The sequence below is a fragment of the Actinophytocola sp. NPDC049390 genome (genome assembly GCF_044466355.1).
Classification (GTDB): Bacteria; Actinomycetota; Actinomycetes; order Mycobacteriales; family Pseudonocardiaceae; genus Actinophytocola.
In genome coordinates this window covers 462,534-480,623 of record NZ_JBITMQ010000002.1, presented here as the reverse complement: position 1 = coordinate 480,623, position 18,090 = coordinate 462,534, and the positions used below count along the sequence as shown (strand labels likewise).

The following is an 18,090-nucleotide window of genomic DNA, read 5'->3' as shown; positions in this document are numbered from 1 at the left end:
GCTTCCTGCCGGATCTACCGCAGGCGCAGGCACACCCGAGGGAGGCCGAGATCGGCCAGCATCGCCTCGGACTCCGTCTCCGATGCCCGGGCCGCGTCCGCGTCCCCTGCCGCCTCCTGCGCACGGGCGAGGCGGGCCAGCAGCCGGGCCTCCTCCAGCGGGGCACGCAGCTGGTGCCATGTCTCCAGAGCCACCCGCAACGGCCCGAGGGCCGCGGCCGGATCGCCGTTCGCCATCGCCAGCTCCCCGAGCGTGCGGTGCGCCTCCGCGGACCCGTCCGCGTTGCCCAGCGCCGTGAACACCGGCAACGCCCGGTCGAGCCTGCGCCGGGCCGCGGCGAACCGGCCGCGTCGGACGTCCACGTCGGCCATCGTCTGCTCGACGTAGGCCGCGTGCAGCTCGTCGTCGATCGCCTCGGTCAGGCGACGTGCCTCGGCGAGCGCGGCCTCCGCGTCGTCGAGGCGGTCGGCGTCGATCAGCGCGTACGCGTAGATGATCAGGTTCATCGCCTGCAGGCGCCGGTTGCCCTGCGTGCGGCGGATCGCGAGCGCCTCCTCGACCAGCGGCAGCGCGCGGGCGGGCTCGCCGAGGTCGCGGTGCACCTCGGCGCGGTTGATCAGCAGCGACGGCAGCGCGGAGCCGGGCGCCGCCGGGTCGCACTCGCGGATGGCCTCGTCGAGCATCTCGGCGGCCTCACGCAGCCTGCCGAGCCGTCGCGCCGCGACGCCCGCGTGCAGCAGCGCGCGCATCGTCCGGTCGTGGTCGCCGAGCGTGGTGGCGAGTGTCAGCGCCTCTGCCGCCAGCGCGGGCATCTCCGCGCACCGGGCCCGTTGCGCGTACACCGCGAACAGCGCCTGCAGGATCTTCAGCAGCAGGTCGTCGGGGCCGGTCGTGCGCAACGCGTTCGCCGCCACCTCGAGTGCGTGTTCGCGTTCGTCGTCGTAGGCGCGCAACGCGAGGAACCCGGACATGCGCAGCGCGAGCAGGCCCGCCATCTCCGCGTGGCCCTGCGCGCTGGCCTGTTCCATCGCACCCGTCAGGTTCGCGCGCTCGACCTCCAGCCACGCCCGTGGCTGGTCGCGGGTCGCCCGTACCGCGACCTGTGGCGCGGCCACGGCCTCCAGCCCGCTGGAGTAGATCGTGTGGTGGTCGGCCCGCTGGTCGGCCTCGGTGGCGAGCGCGAGCCACGACGACAGGACTTTCCCGACCGCCTCCGCCCGCTCGTCGGCCGGGTCCTCGGCCTCGGCGCGTTCCGCCGCGAAGGCGTGGATCAGGTCGTGCAGCCGGTAGCGGTACTGGCCGACCGCGTCCCGGCCGAGCGGTTCGAGGAGGTGCGTCTCGACGAGCCGCTCCAGCATCCGCTCCACGCGTGCGGTCGACGGCTCCCCGACCAGTTCCTGCGCCACCCACGTCGGCCAGTCGGGGGTGAGGAGCAGCCCGAGTCTGCGCAGCAGCACCCGCAGCGGCTCGTCGAGCGCCTGGTAGCTCAGCTCGATGCTCGCGCGGACGTCGAGGTCGCCGACCGACAGCTCGTCGAGGCGGCCGACCTGGTCCGCGAGCCTGCCGCGGAACTCCTCGAGTGTCCACTCGGGATGGACGGCGAGCCGGGCGGCGGCCACGCACACCGCGAGCGGCAGCCGCCCGCACAGCTCGACGACCGCCTCCGCGGCCTCGGGCGCGCCGCCGACCCGCTGCTCGCCGATCACCGCCGCCAGCAACGCGACCGCGTCGCCGGGCGCGAGCACCGGCACCGACCACCGGGTCGCGCCCAGCAGCGCGTCGAGCCGCCGCCGTGAGGTGACGAGCGCCTGGCTGCCCGGTGTGGCGGGCAGCAGCGGGCGGACCTGCTCCTCGCCCGCCGCGTCGTCCAGCACGACGAGGACGCGCCTGCCCGCGAGGTGGCTGCGGTACAGCGCGATCCGCTCGTCCCGGTCGTCGGGCACCTCCGCGCCGCGCACGCCGAGTGTGCGCAGGAACCGGCCGACGACCGCGTGCGGGTCGGCGGGTGCGTTCTGGGCGCCGCGCAGGTCGGCGTACAGCTGCCCGTCGGGGAACGCGTGGTCGGCGCGACGCGCCGCGGCCAGCGCGAGTGACGTCTTGCCGACACCGCCGGGCCCGACGAGCACGCGGACCTGTCCGGCCGCCTGGTCGGCGCGGGCCAGGTCGGCGGCGATCTCGTCGATCAGCTCGTCGCGGCCGGTGAGGATCGGTGAGCTGGCGGGCAGCTGCCTCGGCACGGTCACCGGCCGGGGCGCGGGGGCGGGTGGCTCACCGCGCAGGATCCGCTGTTCGAGGTCGCGGAGCGCGGGTCCCGGCTCGACGCCGAGGTCGTCGGAGAACAGGCGGTACAGCTTGCGGTAGGCGGCGAGCGCGTCGGCGCGGCGACCGGACGCGGCGAGCGCCGCCATGCGGATCTCGTGCAGCCGTTCCCGGTACGGGTGGTCCGCGAGCACCGGCTCCAGCTCGTGCAGCACGTCGTCGTAACGGCCGAGCGCGACCTGCGCCTCCAGCCGCGCCTCCGCGGCGCTCACCCGTTCCTCGCCGAGCAGTGCCCTGGTGGTGGCGGCGAGGTCGTCGGCGACGTCGGCGAGTGCGGGGCCCCGCCACAGCGCGAGCGCGCCGGCGAACAGTTCGGCCGCGCGCCCGTGGTCGCCGCCGGAACCGGCCTGCCTGCCCTGCGCGACCAGGTCCCGGAACCGGACGAGGTCCAGCCCGTGCGTGCCGAGGTGCAGTTCGTAGCCCGCGGGGCGGGTGACGATCAGCTCGCCGTCGCCACCCGTCGCCGCGCGCAGCCTGCGGCGGATGTTGCTGATGACGTTGTGCAGCTGGGGGCGGGCGGTCGACGGCGGGTCGTCCCACAGCGCGTCGACGAGCCGGTCGGTGCTGGTGAGGCGGCCCGCGTTGAGCAGGAGGGCGGCGAGCACGAACCGCTGCCTGCCGCTGCCGATGGCGATCGGCCGCCCGTCGTCCCAGACCGCCACCGGACCCAGCACGCCGAACTCCACCCCGGGATTCTGGCAGAGTCCGGCGGCCCGGGGTGCGTCAGTGGTTGGCGTCCAACCTGGCGAACTCGTCGGCGGTCAGTTCCAGGTGGACCGCGGCGGCCGAGTCGCGGATGGTCGCGGGCCGCGACGAACCCGGGATGGGGATCACGACCGGCGACTTGGCGAGCAGCCACGCGAGGCACACCTGCTGCGGGCTCACGCCCCGGTCCTTCGCGACCTCGGCGAACACGTGGAAGGACGAGCCCAGCTCACCGGCCCGTGCGATGCCGCCGAGCGGGCTCCACGGCAGGAACGCGATGCCGAGTTCGTCGCACAGGTCCAGTTCCGGCTCGCTGGAGCGGAACCGGGGCGACAGCTCGTTCTGCACGCTCGCGAGACGGCCGCCGAGGATCTCGTTGGCGAGCCTGATCTGGTCGGGGTTCGCGTTGGAGATGCCCGCGTACCGGATCTTGCCCGCGTCGAGCAGGTCGCGGATCGCGCCGACCGAGTCGGCGTAGTCGACGCGCCGGTCCGGCCGGTGGAACTGGTACAGGCCGATGGCCTCGACGCCGAGCCGCTTGAGCGACGCCTCGCACGCCTGCTTGAGGTACTCGGGCCTGCCGTCGCGGCCCCAGCCGCCGCCCTCGGTGCGGGTGTGACCGCCCTTGGTCGCGATCAGCACGTCGGACGTGTCGCCGCCGTAGCTCGCGACCGCGCGGGCGATGAGCGACTCGTTGTGCCCGATATCCCGGTTGTCCAGCGAGTACGCGTCGGCGGTGTCGATCAGCGTGACGCCCGACTCGAGTGCGGCGTGGATCGTGTCGACGGACTGCTGCTCGTCCTCCGGCCTGCCCTCGACGGACATCGGCATGCCGCCGAGCCCGATGGCGCTGACCTGCGTGTCGCCGATGCGACGGGACTGCATCGTGCTGCCTCCTTGGTAGACCCTTGTGCGCTTCCAGCTTCCCGCCCTCTGATTAAGCTGTCCAACAGAAGTCTTCGATCGGGTTGATCGGTCAGGGTGATTAATCGTGGAGTTGCGGCAGCTGTCCTACTTCGTCGCGGTCGCGGAGGAGTGCCACTTCACGCGGGCCGCGAAACGGCTGCACGTGGCGCAGTCCGGGTTGTCGGCGTCCGTGCGGGCCCTCGAACGGGAGCTGGGGGCCGAACTGTTCGTGCGGAACACCCGCCAGGTGCGGCTGACGCCGGCCGGTGCCGCGTTGCTCGCCGAGGCCCGCCGGACCCTTGCCGCCTCGGACGCGTGCGCGGCCGCCGTCGCCGCCGTGCAGGGGCTGCTGCGGGGCACGCTGGCGATCGGGTCGCTGCAGTGCCTGCACGTCGTGCACATGCCCGCCGTGCTCGCGGGCTTCGTGTCGGCCCACCCCGGGCTCGACGTCGAGCTGCGGCAGGGCGGATCGGGCGAGCTGACCTCGTTGGTGGCGCAGGGAAAGCTCGACGTGGCGTTCGTGTCGCGGCCCGCCGCGTACCCCGAAGAGGTGGTGGTGACCTCGCTCGCCACCGAGCCGCTGGTGCTCGCGTGCGCGCCGGACCACGCGCTGGCGAGCGCCGATCGGGTGCCGGCGGCGGCGCTGGCCGGTGAGCGGTTCGTGGACTTCGCACCCGACTGGGGCACCCGTGACCTGGTGGACTCGGTCGTCGGCGCGCGGCACGTCGCGTTGGAGGTGACCGACGTGCACTCGTTGCTGGACCTCGTCGCGTGCGGACTCGGGGTGGCGCTGGTGCCGCAGTCGTTCTCGGTGAAGACCGACCGGGTGCGGTTCATCGGCCTCGCCGAACCGGTGCCCCGCTGGGAGACCGTCACGGTGACCGCGAACCCGCCGAGCGCGGCCGCGGTCGCACTGGTCGCGGACGTGCGCCGCGCGGCGGGCTTGACCTCCAGCTAGGTCGAGGTTGTTGGCTCGCTGACGTCGGAGTGTCGGGCGAGCGGGCCCTGCCGCGATCCTGGTCGTCGGCAGGGTCCGTGCCATCCCGTTGGTCCGAAGTGGACGTTCAGTCCCGCTTCGCGCCCGCCAGCTGTTCGAGTACCAGCAGCAGCGCCGAGTGGTCGAGGTCGCCGTGCCCCTGGGCGCGGGCCGCGGCCATCAGCTGTGCCACGACCGCGCCGAGGGGCAGCGGCACGCCCGCGTCCCTGGCCGAGTCGAGCACGATGCCGAGGTCCTTGTGGTGCAGGTCGACGCGGAAGCTCGGCGTGAAGTCGTGGGCCAGCATCGCGTCGGCCTTGCGGTCCAGCACGGTGCTGCCCGCGAGCCCGCCCGACAGGACCTCGACGGCGGGCGCGAGGTCGACGCCCTGCGTCCGCAGCATCGTCAGCGCCTCCGCGACCAGGCCGATGGTGCCCGCGACGATCAGCTGGTTGGCGGCCTTCACCGTCTGCCCGGCACCCGTCGGTCCGACGTGGACGATCGTCTTCCCGAGCACGTCGAGGACCGGCCGCGCCGCCTCGACGTCCTCCACCGCGCCACCGACCATGATCGACAGGGTGCCGTCGACCGCGCCCTTCTCGCCGCCGCTGACCGGCGCGTCGAGTGCGCGCAGCCCGGCCTCGTGCGCGCGTGCGGCGACGGTCCGCGCAGTCGCGGGCGCGATCGTGCTCATGTCGATCCACAGCGCACCGCCCGCGGTCAGCACGTCGTCCGCGACGGCCTCGACGTCCGGCGAGTCGGGCAGCATGGTGATCACCACCTCGGCGCCGTCGACCGCCGCTCTCGCGCTGTCGGCGGCGGTGCCGCCCTGCTCGGCGAACCGGGCCGTCTTGCCCGGGCTGCGGTTGAAGCCGGTGACGTCGTGCCCGGCACGGACGAGGTTGACGGCCATGGGCAAGCCCATGATCCCGAGCCCGATGAACGCGATCCTGGCCATGGCCCCGACCCTACCCACCCCGCGCGTGCACCCGGTCTCGTCAGGCCACGCCGAGACCGCCGACGATCTCCACCTCCTGGCTCGTGAACTCGCCCGTGAGCAGCGGCATGGTCTTCGCGATCGCGGCCTTCACCTCGGGTAACCGGAGGGACGCGTCGTGCGCCTCCTTGCTGACCCAGATCTCGTTCACCCACACGAGGTCCTTGTCGTCATCGGACACGCCCACGGCGTACAGGTCGCACCCCGCCGCCTTCAGGCCGTCCTGCCCGCTGACGAGCGTCGCCACCACCTCGTCCCGGTGGCCCGGCTTGACGCGCATGGTGCCGAAGTATCCGTACCGCACTGTTCCTCCTGGTCGATCGCTGACGGCCGCATACTCGCACGGACCACCGACAGTTCCATTGGACGAACGCGACAGGACGAACGCGACAGTCCGCCCGCGACCTGGCAGTCTCACGTTTCGTGGGGCCGGGACGTCTTCGTGGTGTGAGACCTTTCGAGCGGATCGTGGACGAGTACGGGGCCATGGTGCTGCGGGTGTGCCGCGCTGTCCTGGGACCCGTCGACGCCGAGGACGCGTGGTCGGAGACCTTCCTCGCCGCGCTGCGTGCGTATCCCGACCTGCCCGCCGACGCGAACGTCGAGGCCTGGCTCGTGACCATCGCGCACCGCAAGGCGCTCGACGGGTGGCGGGCCGGGCGGCGGCGGCCGGTCGCGGTGGCCGACGTGCCCGACCGGGGCACGACCGACCAGTGGCACGGCGACCTGTGGGCCGCGCTCGAACAGCTGCCGCACAAGCAGCGGCTGGCCGTCGCCTACCACCACCTCGCCGGGCTGCCGTACCGGGAGATCGCGGCGATCACCGGTGGCACCGAGGCCGCCGCCCGCCGTGCGGCCGCCGACGGCATGAAACGTCTCCGCGAGCTGTACACGGAGGAGGAGACCGCATGAACTTCGACGCGCTACCACAGGAAGCGCCCTCGGCGCGGCTGCGTGCCCGGCTCGTCGCCGACGCCGAACGGGACGGGCTGCTCGACGTCGCCTACCGCGTGGTCGACACGCCCGTCGGTGCGTTGCTGCTGGCCGCGACCCCGGTCGGGCTGGTGCGGGTGGTGTACGAGAACGTCGGCCACGACGCGGAGCTCGCCCGGCTCGCCGAGGCCGTCAGCCCCCGGGTCCTGCACGCACCCGCCCGGCTCGACGCCGTGGCGCGGCAGCTCGACGAGTACTTCGCCGGGCGCAGGGCCGCGTTCGACGTGCCGCTCGACCTGCGGCTCGCACGCGGGTTCCGGCGCGCCGTCATCGACCACCTGCCCGCGATCCAATACGGCCGTACCGAAACGTACGCGCAGGTCGCGGCCGCCGCCGGGAGCCCGAAGGCGGTCCGAGCGGTGGGCACGGCGTGCGCGACGAACCCGGTGCCGGTCGTCGTGCCCTGCCACCGGGTCGTGCGTTCGGACGGGTCGTTCGGCGGGTACGCGGGCGGTCCGGACGCGAAGCGGACCCTGCTGACGATGGAGGCGGCGTGAAGATCGACTGGACGGCCGTCGCCGAGGAGGTCGACGAGTACGGCTGCGCGCTCCTGCCGCGCCTGCTGACGAAACAGGAGTGCGCCGACGTCGCCGCGCTCTACGACGAACGGGACCGGTTCCGCGCCACCATCGACATGGCGCGGCACCGGTTCGGCCGCGGCCAGTACCGCTACTTCCGCGCACCGTTCCCCGAGCCCGTGGCCCGGCTGCGGCGGGACCTGTACCCGCGTCTCCTGCCGATCGCCCGCGACTGGGCGGCACGGCTGGGCCGCGACGAACGCTGGCCGGACACGCTCGACGAGTGGCTGGCGGAGTGCCACGCCGCGGGCCAGACCCGGCCGACGCCGATCCTCCTGCGCTACGACGAGGGAGACTGGAACGCACTGCACCGGGACCTGTACGGCGAGAAGGTGTTCCCCCTGCAGGTGGTGATCAACCTGAACGAGCCGGGCGTCGACCACACCGGTGGCGAGTTCCTGCTGGTCGAGCAGCGGCCACGCGCCCAGTCCCGCGGGACCGCCACGCTGCTGCCGCAGGGGCACGGCCTGGTGTTCACCACGCGGGACCGCCCGGTCCGGTCGGCACGGGGCTGGAGCGCCTCGCCGGTGCGGCACGGGGTGTCGGTGATCAGATCCGGACGACGGCACACTTTGGGCTTGGTGTTCCACGACGCGGCATGAGGCTGTGTGATTAAGTCGCATCCATGGTGCGTGCAGCGGTGCTGACCAAGCAGGGTGGCCGACTCGAGGTCATGGACATCTCCCTGGGGGACCCGGGTCCGGGACAGGTGAAGGTGCGGGTCGCGGCCGCCGGTGTCTGCCACTCCGACCTGTCGCTCGCCAACGGCACGCTCAGCCAGGAGGTCCCCGCGGTGCTCGGGCACGAGGGCGCGGGCGTGGTCATCGCGGTCGGCGAGGGCGTCGACCGGGTCGCCGCCGGTGACCACGTGATCCTCAACTGGGCGCCCGCGTGCCGCGAGTGCTGGTTCTGCCTGCAGGGCGAGCCGTGGCTGTGCGTGCACGCCGAGGAGACCGCCCGCGCGCCGTACGCGTTCCTCGACGACGGCAGCCCGGTCTACCCGGGCCTGGGCACGGCGGCGTTCGCGGAGGAGACGATCGTGCCGGCCGCCGGGGTCGTGAAGGTGCCGGACACGGTGCCGATGGAGCAGGCCGCGGTGCTGGGCTGCGCGGTGCAGACCGGCGCGGGCGCCGTGCTCAACACCGCCCGGGTGCAGCCGGGTGAGTCCGTGGTGGTCGTCGGGCTCGGCGGGGTCGGCCTCTCGGCGCTGCAGGCGGCACGCGCGGTCGGCGCCGGACCGATCATCGGGGTGGACGTGAGCGAGGCCAAGGCCGACCTCGCGGCGCGGCACGGCGCGACGGACTTCCTCGTCGCCGACGAGACCGTGACCAAGGCGATCCGGAAGCTGACCGGCGGGCGCGGCGCCGACCACGCCTTCGACTGCGTCGGGCTGCCCGCGACCATCCGCACGGCGTGGTCGGCGAGCCGCCGCGGCGGGGCCGTGACGGTCGTCGGTGTCGGCAGCAAGGCCAACATCGTCGAGTTCAACGCGCTGGAGCTGTACTGGTTCGGCCGCACGCTGCACGGTTGCGTGTTCGGGTCGAGCGACCCGGACGTCGAGATCCCCCGCCTGCTCGGCCTCGTCGAGGAGGGCAAGCTGGACCTCGCCGCCCTGGCCACGTCGACCACCGACCTCGACGGCGTGAACGACGCGTTCGAGCAGCTCGGCCAGGGCGCGCGGACGATCGTCACCTTCGGGTAGGAACGCCAGGGCCAGGACAACGGCGGCGCCCGCGCGCAGACTGGTGGCGTGGAGTCGTGGGAGTTCGGCCGGACGGTGCGGCGGTGGCGTGACCGTGTCACGCCCGAGGCGGTCGGGGTGCCGGTGGGCAGGCGCCGCCGGGCCGCGGGGCTGCGCCGCGAGGAGCTGGCCGGTCTCGCCGGCATCTCCGCCGACTACCTGACGCGGTTGGAGCAGGGGCGGGCGGTCTCGCCCTCGGCGCAGGTCGTGGCGGCGCTCGCCCGTGCGCTGCGGCTGTCCGACGACGAACGTGACCTGCTCCACCGGCTGGCCGGGCACGCCGCGCCCGGCCACGACGTGGTCCCGACCGCCCTCCCGGCGAGCGTGCAGCGGCTGCTCGACCGGCTCGCGCACACGCCCGTCGTCGTGTACGACGCCACCTGGACCCTCCTCGTGGCCAACGCGCCCTACGACGCGCTCATGGGTGAGACCTCCGGCCTGCGTGGCCTCGAACGCAACGCCATCTGGCGCCATCTCGCCGGTCCCGGCTCCCGCGTCGTGCACACGCCGGAGGAACGCGCCGTCCTGGAGGCCGGGCTGGTCGCCGACCTGCGGTCGACCGCCGCCCGCTATCCCGCGGACCAGGCGCTACGACGGCTCGTCGCCGACCTGAGCGCGCGGAGCCCGCGGTTCGCCGAGCTGTGGGAGTCCGGCGGCGCGGCGCCGCGCCGGGAACCGGGACGGCACAAGGTGATCGACCACCCGGCGGTCGGCCGCGTCGCGCTCGACTGCGACACGCTCATCGTGGCCGCCGCCGACCTGCGGATCATGGTCTACACGGCCGAGCCCGGCACCGAGGACGCCGAGCGGCTCGCGCTCGCGGTCGTCCTCGGCACCCAGGCCCTCACCAGCTGACCGGGAGGCTGTGCAGCCCGTAGACCGTGGCGTCGTCCTTGAACGACAGCTCCGCGACCGGTGCGGCGACCCGCAGCGTCGGCACCCGCGTGAAGAGCGTGTCGAACACGATCCGCAGCTCCACCCGCGCGAGGTTCTGGCCGAGGCACTGGTGGGCGCCGTAGCCGAACGCGATGTGGTTGCGGGCGCCGCGCGTGACGTCGAGGCGGTCCGGGTCCGCGAAGACGGCCGGGTCGTGGTTGGCCGCGTTGCCGAGCGTCAGCACGCCCTCGCCCGCCCGGACGGTCACACCGCCGACCTCGGTGTCGGCGACCGCCACCCGCGAGGTCACGAACTCGGCGATCGTGAACTGCCGCAGCAGTTCCTCGACGGCGTCCGGGGTCCTGGCCGGGTCCGCCCTGACGAGCGCGAGCTGGTCGGGGTGCGCCAGGAGCGCGACCGTGCCGAGGGAGATCATGTTCGCGGTCGTCTCGTGGCCCGCGATCAGCAGCAGCACGGCGAGGCTCACGAGCGCGTCGTGGTCGTAGGTGCCCTCCGCGCGGTGCTTGGCGATCTGCCTGCCGATGAGGTCGTCGGTCGGCACGGGTTCCTTCTCGCTGACCAGCTTGTCCATGTAGGCACGCAGCTCGTCGGCCGCCGTGCGGATCTCGTCGACGGCCGCGGACCGGGACAGCAGCGTGCGCGACCGGGACTGGAAGAACTCGTGGTCGTCGTAGGGCACGCCGAGCTGCTCACAGATCACGAGCGACGGCACCGGCTGCGCGAGCGCCTCGACGAGGTCGGCGGTGCGGGACTCGGTCGCGAGCATCGCGTCGATGTGCTCGTCGACGATCTGCTGGATGCGCGGCCCCAGCGCGGCGAGGCGCTTGACGGTGAACTCGCCGAGCACCGCGCGGCGGGCCGGACCGTGCTCCGGCGGGTCGAGGGTGATCAGCGACGGCTTCAGCGAGCCGTCCTGCTGCACGCGGCGGCCGGTCGGGTTCGGGAAGTGCGGGTTGGCGCGGTCGGCGGAGAAGGCCGGGTCGGTGAGCACGGCGCGGATGTCGGCGTGCCGGGACGCGGCCCACACCTCCTGCCCGCTGCGCGGGAGCGTCACCTTCGTCATCGGCCCCGGCGAGGTGGTCGAGGCGTCGCCGTGGAACGGGCACTCGCGGGGCGGGAAGGCGTCGGACATCGATCGAACCCCCAAGATCCGGAAGAAAGTCGTCCAGTTGTCATCGACCGTAGCCAAGCGGACGCGCTCCGTCCACCTTCGGGTGGATGTGATAATTCGCTGGTGACGAAAGCCCTGCGTGCGGACGCGCGCCGCAACCGCGACCAGATCCTGGTGGCGGCGCGGGAGATCTTCGCCGAGCGCGGTGCCGACGTGCCGATGGAGGAGATCGCGCGCCGGGCCTCGGTCGGCGTCGGCACCCTCTACCGGCGCTTCGTCGACCGTGACGCGCTGATCCGCGCGGTCTTCCGCGACACCTTCCAGGCGGTCGCCGACGAGACCAGGGCCGCGCTCGCCGAGGAACCGACCGCGTGGGCGGCGCTGACGCGCATCATGCGGCAGTCGGCGTGGCTGCACGTGAGCGTGCAGGCCAAGTCGCCGCGGGTCACGGCGGTCGTACGGGCCGACGAGGAAACCTCCCGTGTCCGCGACGAACTGCTCGACGTGCTCGACGAGGTGGTGCGCCGCGCGCAGGACGAGGGCACGCTGCGCCGCGACGTCGGTGTCGGCGACCTCGCGATGCTGTTCGTCTCGGTCGTGCACCAGGCGCACTCGGTCACCGCGGACGTCGCGGGGCTCGTGCCCGGCCGGGTACTGGCGATCATGATGGACGGCCTGCGCGCCCCGGCGCCCGGCCAACTGCCCGGCCGCCCGCTGATCCGCACGGACCTCGCGTTCGACTGACGCGTCCTCAGTGGATGGTCCCCACGCTCGGCGGCGTGGTCGCGGACGGCGGGACACACTCCGGCGATCCCTGACAGTGCTCGCCGGTGCGGTTACCCTGGATTGGTTGCGCGGTGGCCGAACTGCCCAGCGGTCACCGGATTCCAGAGCGGAGTTGTGGGATGCCGGACGGCACAGGGGCAGCGAGACCCAAGCGTTCGGCCGTCGGTGCGTCGCTCGCCGGGCTGCGCCTCGACGAGCTGCTGAACGAGCTGCAGGACCGGCTGACCGAGATCGGCAAGACCCGCGACCGCCTCCAGGGACTCCTGGACGCGGTCGTCGCGGTCGGCGCCGGTCTGGAGCTGGCAGGCACGCTGCAGCGGATCGTCGAGACCGCCGTCGAGCTGGTCGACGCCCGCTACGGCGCGCTCGGCGTGCTGGGCGACGAGGGGCTCTCGGAGTTCGTGTACGTCGGCATCGACCCGGACACCCGCGCGACCATGGGGCACCTGCCGGAGGGCAAGGGACTGCTCGGGCACCTGATCGAGCACCCGTACCCGATCCGGTTGCCGGATCTCACCGGCCACCCGTCGTCGGTCGGCTTCCCGGCCAACCACCCGCCGATGCGCAGCTTCCTCGGCACGCCGGTCCGGGTGCGGGACGAGGTGTTCGGCAACATCTACCTGACCGAGAAGCGGGGCGAGACCGAGTTCAGCGACGACGACGTGGTCGTCCTCGAAGCGCTGGCCGCCGCGGCCGGTGTGGCCGTGGAGAACGCCCGCCTGTTCGAGCAGGCGCGGCTGCGTGAGCGCTGGCAGCACGCGTCCGCCGAGGTCAACGGGCTGCTGCTCGGTGGCGGGTCGAGTGCGGAGGCGCTGCGGCTGATCGCGCTGCGCACGCGTGAGCTGTCCGGGTCGGACTCCGCACTGATCCTGCTGGCCGACGAGGAGGGCGAGACGCTCACCGTGGAGGCGGGCGCGGGCACCCGGGGCGAGGAGATGATCGGCCACCGCCTGTCGACCGCGACACCGGCGATCGCGACGGTCATCAACGACGGCGAGCCGACCGTCTACGCGGACTTCGCGCTGACACTCGGTTCGGAAGCCGACCTCTTCGGCGAGTTCGGTCCGGCCGACGCGGTGCCGTTCGGCTCGGCGACGGGCCTCAGCGGCCTGCTGCTGGCACTGCGCGACAAGGGGGACGCCCAGTTCGGCCACGACGAGCTGCCGATGCTCGCGTCGTTCGCCGCGCAGGCCGCGCTGGCACTCGAACTCGCCGACAAGCAACGACAGCAACGGATGCTGGACGTGCTGGCCGACCGCGACCGCATCGCGGGCGACCTGCACGACCACGTGATCCAGCGGTTGTTCGCCGCGGGCATGAGCCTGCAGGCCATCGTCGGGCGCATCACCGACGGTGAGGCCCGGGCCCGCGTGACCCGGGTCGTCGGTCAGCTGGACGAGACGATGCGGGAGATCCGCACGTCGATCTTCGACCTCCACACGGCGGGCGAGGAGAGCCCGGCCAGCCTCCGCAGGCGCATGCTCGACCTGGTCGCCGAGGCCAGCGCGAACACCGACATGTCGCCCGCCGTGCGGATTTCCGGTGCCGTGGACACGCTGGTGCCCCAACAGGTGGCGGAGCACGCGCTGGCGGCGTTGCGGGAGGGCGTCAGCAACGCGGTCCGGCACGCACACGCGTCGGACATCGTCGTGACGGTCGAAGCCGGAGCCGATCTCGTCGTCGGGGTGACGGACAACGGGGTGGGCATGCCGCCGGACGTCGCGCGGAGCGGGTTGCTCCACCTCGAGCGGCGGGCACGGGAGTGCGGGGGAGCGGTGACGGTGTGCCCCAACCCGGACGGCGGCACACGACTCGTGTGGCGGGTTCCCCTCAACCCGGTGTGACCGGGCCGACGGGAAGCTCAGCTCTCCTGCCTACGGGACCGAAGCTCGGCCGCCAGCACGGCGGCCTGGGTCCGCCGCTGCATCCCGAGCTTGTTCAACAGGTGCGAGACGTAGTTCTTGATCGTCTTCTCGGCGAGGAAGAGCTGCTCACCGATCTGCCGGTTGGTGAGCCCTTCCCCGATGAGGTCGAACACGGCCCGCTCCTGCTCGGTGAGGGCGTCGAGCGGGTTCGGCGCCGCCCGCTCCCGGCGGATCCGGTTCATGAGCGCGGTGGTCGTCTTCGGGTCGAGCAACGACTCGCCCGCGCCCACGGTGCGGATCGCGTCCAGCAGGTCCAGGCCCAGCACCTGTTTCAGCACGAACCCCGACGCCCCGGCCATGATCGCGTCGAACAGCGCTTCGTCGTCGGCGTAGGACGTCAGCATCAGGCAGATCAGGCCGGGTAGCCGCGACCTCAGCTCACGGCACAGCTCGATCCCGTTGCCGTCGGGCATGCGGACGTCCAGCACCGCCACGTCCGGGTTCACCTGCGGCGTCCTCGCCAACGCCTCCTCGACGCCCGCGGCCTCGCCGACGACCTCCAGGTCGTCGGCCGTCCCGATGAGGTCCGCGAGGCCGCGCCGCACGATCTCGTGGTCGTCCACCAGCATGACCCGGATGGCCACGACGCCTCCTCGGCTCGTTCGTCGCGGGACAACCGTATGCCCGAGGACAAGGCCTGGGGAACCGAGTCCCTGTCAGACCACAGAACGGACCTGACGGGCGATCTCCACGTCCTCGCGGGCGGTGAGCACGAACGTGCGCACGGCGGCACCCGGTGCGGTGATCTCCGAGTCGCCGTTAACCTCCGTGCCCGCGTCCACGGCCACACCGAGGAACGCCAGTCCCGCCGCGGCCTCCGCGCGCACCACGGGCTGGTGCTCGCCGACACCGCCGGTGAACACGAGCACGTCGAGGCCGTTCATCGCCGCCGCCATCGCCGCGACCTCCCCGCGCAGCCGGTGCAGGTACACGTCCAGCGCGGGACGCAGCCGTGGTTCGCCGACGATGTCCCGCAGGTCGCCGCTGCCCCCGGTCAACCCGGCCAGCCCGCTGTGGTGCTCCAGCAGGTCCGACAGTTCGTCGGGCGACACACCGCCGTGGTGCAGCAGCCACAGCACCAGCCCGGGGTCGACGTCACCGGACCGGGTCGCCATCACCAGACCGGCGAGCGGCGTGAACCCCATCGTCGTGTCGACCGAACGGGTGCCTGCGATCGCCGCGAGTGACGCGCCAGCCCCCAGGTGACAGCTCACGATCCGGCGGTCCGGACCCGCGAGCTCCGCCACCCGCCGCGCCACGTGTGCGTGTGAGAGACCGTGGAAGCCGTAGCGCCGCAACGCCCAGCGCTCGTTCCACCGCCGGGGCAGCGCGTACGTCCTGGCCGCCTCGGGCATCGCGTGGTGGAACGCCGTGTCGAAACACGCCACCGCGGGCACGCCGGGCAGCACCGCGCCCACCGCGTCGATGCCCGCGACGCCGCGTGGCTGGTGCAGCGGCGCCAGCTCGGTCAGGCCCGCGATGCGGTCGCGGACGTCGGCGTCGAGCCGCACCGGGTCGGTCAGGTGGGGGCCGCCGTGCACGATCCGGTGTCCGACCGCGTCGACGCCGGGCAGGCCCTCGACGAACTCCTCGATGTCGTCGGTCTCGTCACCGCCCGACCAGCGTTCGACGGTGGTGGCGCCGACGACCTCGTCGGCGTCGTCGAGCAGCGCGAGCTTCAGGCTCGACGAGCCCGCGTTGACCACCAGCACGGCGGTCATCAGTACGGCCACACCCAGTCGCGGACCTCGGGCAGGTCCTCGCCGTGTTCGCGGGTCCACTCGTGGTGGCGGGCCCGCAGGTCGGCCATGCGCTGGCGGACCAGCGCGGTGCTGGTGCCGAGGCCGGGGACGCGGTCGAGCACGTCGATGACGAGGCGGAACCGGTCGAGGTCGTTGAGCACGAGCATGTCGAACGGTGTGGTGGTGGTGCCTTCCTCCTTGTAGCCGCGGACGTGGATGTTCACGTGGTTGGTGCGCCGGTACGTGAGGCGGTGGATCAGCCACGGGTAGCCGTGGTAGGCGAAGATGACCGGTTTGTCGGTGGTGAACATGGCGTCGAACTCGGGGTCGGTCATGCCGTGGGGGTGTTCGGTGCGGGGTTGCAGGCGCATCAGGTCGACCACGTTGACCACCCGCACCTTCAGGTCCGGCAGGTGCTCGCGGAGGATCGCGGTCGCGGCCATCACCTCCAGCGTGGGTGCGTCACCGGCGCAGGCGAGCACGACGTCCGGCTCCTCCCCACCCTCGTTGCCTGCCCAGTCCCAGATGCCCGCACCCCTCGTGGCGTGCAGGACGGCCTCGTCCATGGGCAGCCAGTCCGGCGTCTCGTTCTTGCCGGCGACCATGACGTTGACGTAGTCGCGGCTGCGCAGGCAGTGGTCCGCCACCGACAGCAAGGTGTTGGTGTCCGCGGGCAGGTACACCCGGATGACCTCGGCCTTCTTGTTCATGACGTGGTCGATGAACCCGGGGTCCTGGTGGGAGAAGCCGTTGTGGTCCTGTCGCCACACATGCGAGGTGAGCAGGTAGTTCAGGGACGCGACCGGGCGCCGCCACGGCAGCTTCCGGCTGGTCTTGAGCCATTTCGCGTGCTGGTTGAACATCGAGTCGACGATGTGGATGAACGCCTCGTAGCAGGAGAACAGGCCGTGGCGGCCGGTCAGCAGGTAGCCCTCCAGCCAGCCCTGGCACAGGTGTTCGGAGAGCACCTCGACCACGCGGCCGTCGGGGTCCAGGTGCTCGTCGCCGGGCAGTGTCTCGGCCTGCCACTGTTTGCCGGTCGCCTCGTACACGGTGTCGAGGCGGTTGGACGCGGTCTCGTCCGGGCCGAAGATCCGGAAGTCGCGGTACTCGGCGTTCTGGCGGACCACATCCCGCAGAAACCGGCCCAGCACCCGGGTCGGCTCCGAAGTCGAGGCGCCGTGCTCGTCCACCTCGGTGGCGTAGGTGCGGAAGTCGGGCAGGTCGAGGGGACGCAGCAGCAGGCCGCCGTTGGCGTGCGGGTTGGCCCCCATCCTGCGGTCACCATCGGGTACCTGCGCCAGCAGTTCGGCACGGGGCGCTCCCCGGTCGTCGAACAGTTCGTCGGGCCGGTAGGAACGCAGCCAGTCCTCCAGCAGGGCGAGGTGCTCGGGGTTGTCGCGGACCCCGGAAAGTGGCACCTGGTGCGACCGCCACGTACCGGCCACCTTCACGCCGTCCACGTCGGCGGGCCCGGTCCAGCCCTTCGGCGAGCGCAGCACGATCAGCGGCCACCGCGGCCGCGTACGGTCACCCCCGGTCCGGGCACGCGCCTGGATGGCGGCGATCTCGTCGAACGCGGCGTCCAGGGCGGCGGCCATGTCCTCGTGCATCCGGTCCGGGTCTGTGTCGACGGAGCCGGTGACGTGGCGCGGCGCGTAGCCGTAGCCGTGCAGCAGGGCGTCCAGTTCCTCCTCCGGGATGCGGGCCAGCACCGCCGGGTTCGCGATCTTGTAGCCGTTCAGGTGCAGGATCGGCAACACCGCCCCGTCGTGCACCGGATCGAGGAACTTGTTGGCGTGCCAGCTCGTCGCGAGCGGCCCGGTCTCCGCCTCGCCGTCGCCGACCACGCACGCCACGACCAGGCCGGGGTTGTCGAAGGCGGCCCCGAACGCGTGCGCCAGCGAGTAGCCCAGCTCGCCGCCCTCGTGGATGGAGCCGGGCACCTCCGGTGCGACGTGGCTGGGCACGCCGCCGGGGAACGAGAACTGCCGGAACAGCTGACGCATGCCCTGCACGTCCCGTGGCACACCGGGGTCGGCCTCGGTGTAACTGCCCTCCAGCCACGTGTTCGCGAGCATCGCCGGACCACCATGACCAGGACCGATCACGTACATCATGTCCACGTCACGCGCCCGGATCACCCGATTCAGATGCGCGTAGACGAAGTTCAGACCCGGCGTGGTGCCCCAATGACCCAGCAACCGCGGCTTCACGTGCGCACGCCGCAACGGCTCGGTCAGCAACGGGTTGTCCAGCAGATAGATCTGGCCCACCGACAGGTAGTTGGCGGCTCGCCAGTACGCGTCGAGTACCCGCAGTTCGTCCACGTGCGTCTGGGTGCCCGTGCGGGGCCGGTCCTATGCGTGGCGCCGGCGGAGAGTTCAGAAGCGATCTCCGTGGGGTACGCCTCG

The 18,090-nt window shown here is 72.6% G+C and carries 16 protein-coding genes; 8 read left to right on the top strand and 8 right to left on the bottom strand.

The features are described from left to right. Positions 1 to 14 precede the first annotated feature (14 nt). On the bottom strand, positions 15 to 3,005 hold the full coding sequence (locus ACIBVP_RS08420; protein ID WP_396105363.1) for a BTAD domain-containing putative transcriptional regulator: 2,991 nt from the start codon (positions 3,003 to 3,005) through the stop codon (positions 15 to 17). 37 nt (positions 3,006 to 3,042) lie between these two features. Beyond that, complete coding sequence (locus ACIBVP_RS08415; protein WP_396105362.1) at positions 3,043 to 3,909, bottom strand: aldo/keto reductase; 867 nt, start codon at positions 3,907 to 3,909, stop codon at positions 3,043 to 3,045. A 106-nt stretch (positions 3,910 to 4,015) separates the two neighbouring features. Between ACIBVP_RS08415 and ACIBVP_RS08410 the strand changes: the two genes are divergently transcribed. Next, the gene (locus ACIBVP_RS08410; protein WP_396105361.1) at positions 4,016 to 4,888 is read left to right on the top strand and encodes a LysR family transcriptional regulator; all 873 of its coding nucleotides are present in this window, start codon (positions 4,016 to 4,018) and stop codon (positions 4,886 to 4,888) included. 106 nt (positions 4,889 to 4,994) lie between these two features. Here ACIBVP_RS08410 and ACIBVP_RS08405 read toward each other — a convergent pair whose 3' ends face one another. Both ACIBVP_RS08405 and ACIBVP_RS08400 read right to left on the bottom strand, forming a co-directional pair. Further along, on the bottom strand, positions 4,995 to 5,864 hold the full coding sequence (locus tag ACIBVP_RS08405; protein ID WP_396105360.1) for an NAD(P)-dependent oxidoreductase: 870 nt from the start codon (positions 5,862 to 5,864) through the stop codon (positions 4,995 to 4,997). A 40-nt stretch (positions 5,865 to 5,904) separates the two neighbouring features. Continuing rightward, on the bottom strand, positions 5,905 to 6,207 hold the full coding sequence (locus ACIBVP_RS08400) for a putative quinol monooxygenase (protein WP_396105359.1): 303 nt from the start codon (positions 6,205 to 6,207) through the stop codon (positions 5,905 to 5,907). 143 nt (positions 6,208 to 6,350) lie between these two features. Between ACIBVP_RS08400 and ACIBVP_RS08395 the strand changes: the two genes are divergently transcribed. From ACIBVP_RS08395 to ACIBVP_RS08375, 5 genes are read left to right on the top strand one after another with little or no spacing between them, the layout of a single operon-like run. Continuing rightward, positions 6,351 to 6,815, top strand: coding sequence for an RNA polymerase sigma factor (locus tag ACIBVP_RS08395; protein WP_396105358.1), 465 nt, complete (start codon positions 6,351 to 6,353; stop codon positions 6,813 to 6,815). After that, complete coding sequence (locus ACIBVP_RS08390) at positions 6,812 to 7,393, top strand: methylated-DNA--[protein]-cysteine S-methyltransferase (protein WP_396105357.1); 582 nt, start codon at positions 6,812 to 6,814, stop codon at positions 7,391 to 7,393. Before ACIBVP_RS08395 ends, ACIBVP_RS08390 begins: the two co-directional genes overlap by 4 nt. After that, positions 7,390 to 8,076, top strand: a complete 687-nt coding sequence (locus ACIBVP_RS08385) for a 2OG-Fe(II) oxygenase (protein WP_396105356.1) — start codon at positions 7,390 to 7,392, stop codon at positions 8,074 to 8,076. The genes ACIBVP_RS08390 and ACIBVP_RS08385 overlap by 4 nt, the downstream gene beginning before the upstream one ends. A gap of 23 nt (positions 8,077 to 8,099) precedes the next feature. After that, positions 8,100 to 9,176 carry a zinc-binding dehydrogenase gene (locus ACIBVP_RS08380; RefSeq protein WP_396105355.1) on the top strand — a complete coding sequence of 359 codons (1,077 nt, stop codon included), beginning with the start codon at positions 8,100 to 8,102 and terminating at the stop codon, positions 9,174 to 9,176. A gap of 48 nt (positions 9,177 to 9,224) precedes the next feature. Continuing rightward, a complete protein-coding gene (locus ACIBVP_RS08375; protein ID WP_396105354.1) occupies positions 9,225 to 10,070 on the top strand; it encodes a helix-turn-helix transcriptional regulator in 846 nt (281 codons plus the stop codon). Here the strand turns inward: ACIBVP_RS08375 and ACIBVP_RS08370 are convergent. After that, complete coding sequence (locus ACIBVP_RS08370) at positions 10,060 to 11,244, bottom strand: cytochrome P450 (RefSeq protein WP_396105353.1); 1,185 nt, start codon at positions 11,242 to 11,244, stop codon at positions 10,060 to 10,062. The two genes, ACIBVP_RS08375 and ACIBVP_RS08370, sit on opposite strands and share 11 nt — an antisense overlap. 102 nt (positions 11,245 to 11,346) lie before the next feature. Between ACIBVP_RS08370 and ACIBVP_RS08365 the strand changes: the two genes are divergently transcribed. Together ACIBVP_RS08365 and ACIBVP_RS08360 are read left to right on the top strand one after the other, a co-directional pair. Beyond that, on the top strand, positions 11,347 to 11,967 hold the full coding sequence (locus tag ACIBVP_RS08365) for a TetR/AcrR family transcriptional regulator (protein ID WP_396105352.1): 621 nt from the start codon (positions 11,347 to 11,349) through the stop codon (positions 11,965 to 11,967). Between the two features lie 161 nt (positions 11,968 to 12,128). Continuing rightward, entirely contained in the window at positions 12,129 to 13,853 is a 1,725-nt protein-coding gene (locus ACIBVP_RS08360; protein WP_396105350.1) for a GAF domain-containing sensor histidine kinase, read from the top strand. Positions 13,854 to 13,870: 17 nt separating this feature from the next. Here the strand turns inward: ACIBVP_RS08360 and ACIBVP_RS08355 are convergent, their stop codons facing one another. The 3 genes from ACIBVP_RS08355 to ACIBVP_RS08345 all read right to left on the bottom strand — a co-directional run bounded on the left by ACIBVP_RS08355 (position 13,871) and on the right by ACIBVP_RS08345 (position 18,006). Continuing rightward, positions 13,871 to 14,518, bottom strand: coding sequence for a response regulator (locus ACIBVP_RS08355; protein ID WP_396105349.1), 648 nt, complete (start codon positions 14,516 to 14,518; stop codon positions 13,871 to 13,873). Positions 14,519 to 14,590: 72 nt separating this feature from the next. Then, a complete protein-coding gene (locus ACIBVP_RS08350) occupies positions 14,591 to 15,655 on the bottom strand; it encodes an acetate/propionate family kinase (RefSeq protein ID WP_396105348.1) in 1,065 nt (354 codons plus the stop codon). After that, positions 15,655 to 18,006, bottom strand: coding sequence for a phosphoketolase (locus ACIBVP_RS08345; RefSeq protein ID WP_396105347.1), 2,352 nt, complete (start codon positions 18,004 to 18,006; stop codon positions 15,655 to 15,657). The genes ACIBVP_RS08350 and ACIBVP_RS08345 overlap by 1 nt, the downstream gene beginning before the upstream one ends. Between the last annotated feature and the right edge of the window lie 84 nt (positions 18,007 to 18,090).

Bases quoted from the DNA above. Each gene is read 5' to 3' on its own strand.
- ACIBVP_RS08415 (WP_396105362.1), bottom strand. From the start codon at position 3,909: ATGCAGTCCCGTCGCATCGGCGACACGCAGGTCAGCGCCATCGGGCTC.
- ACIBVP_RS08405 (WP_396105360.1), bottom strand. From the start codon at position 5,864: ATGGCCAGGATCGCGTTCATCGGGCTCGGGATCATGGGCTTGCCCATG.
- ACIBVP_RS08390 (WP_396105357.1), top strand. From the start codon at position 6,812: ATGAACTTCGACGCGCTACCACAGGAAGCGCCCTCGGCGCGGCTGCGT.
- ACIBVP_RS08380 (WP_396105355.1), top strand. From the start codon at position 8,100: ATGGTGCGTGCAGCGGTGCTGACCAAGCAGGGTGGCCGACTCGAGGTC.
- ACIBVP_RS08370 (WP_396105353.1), bottom strand. From the start codon at position 11,244: ATGTCCGACGCCTTCCCGCCCCGCGAGTGCCCGTTCCACGGCGACGCC.
- ACIBVP_RS08360 (WP_396105350.1), top strand. From the start codon at position 12,129: ATGCCGGACGGCACAGGGGCAGCGAGACCCAAGCGTTCGGCCGTCGGT.
- ACIBVP_RS08350 (WP_396105348.1), bottom strand. From the start codon at position 15,655: ATGACCGCCGTGCTGGTGGTCAACGCGGGCTCGTCGAGCCTGAAGCTC.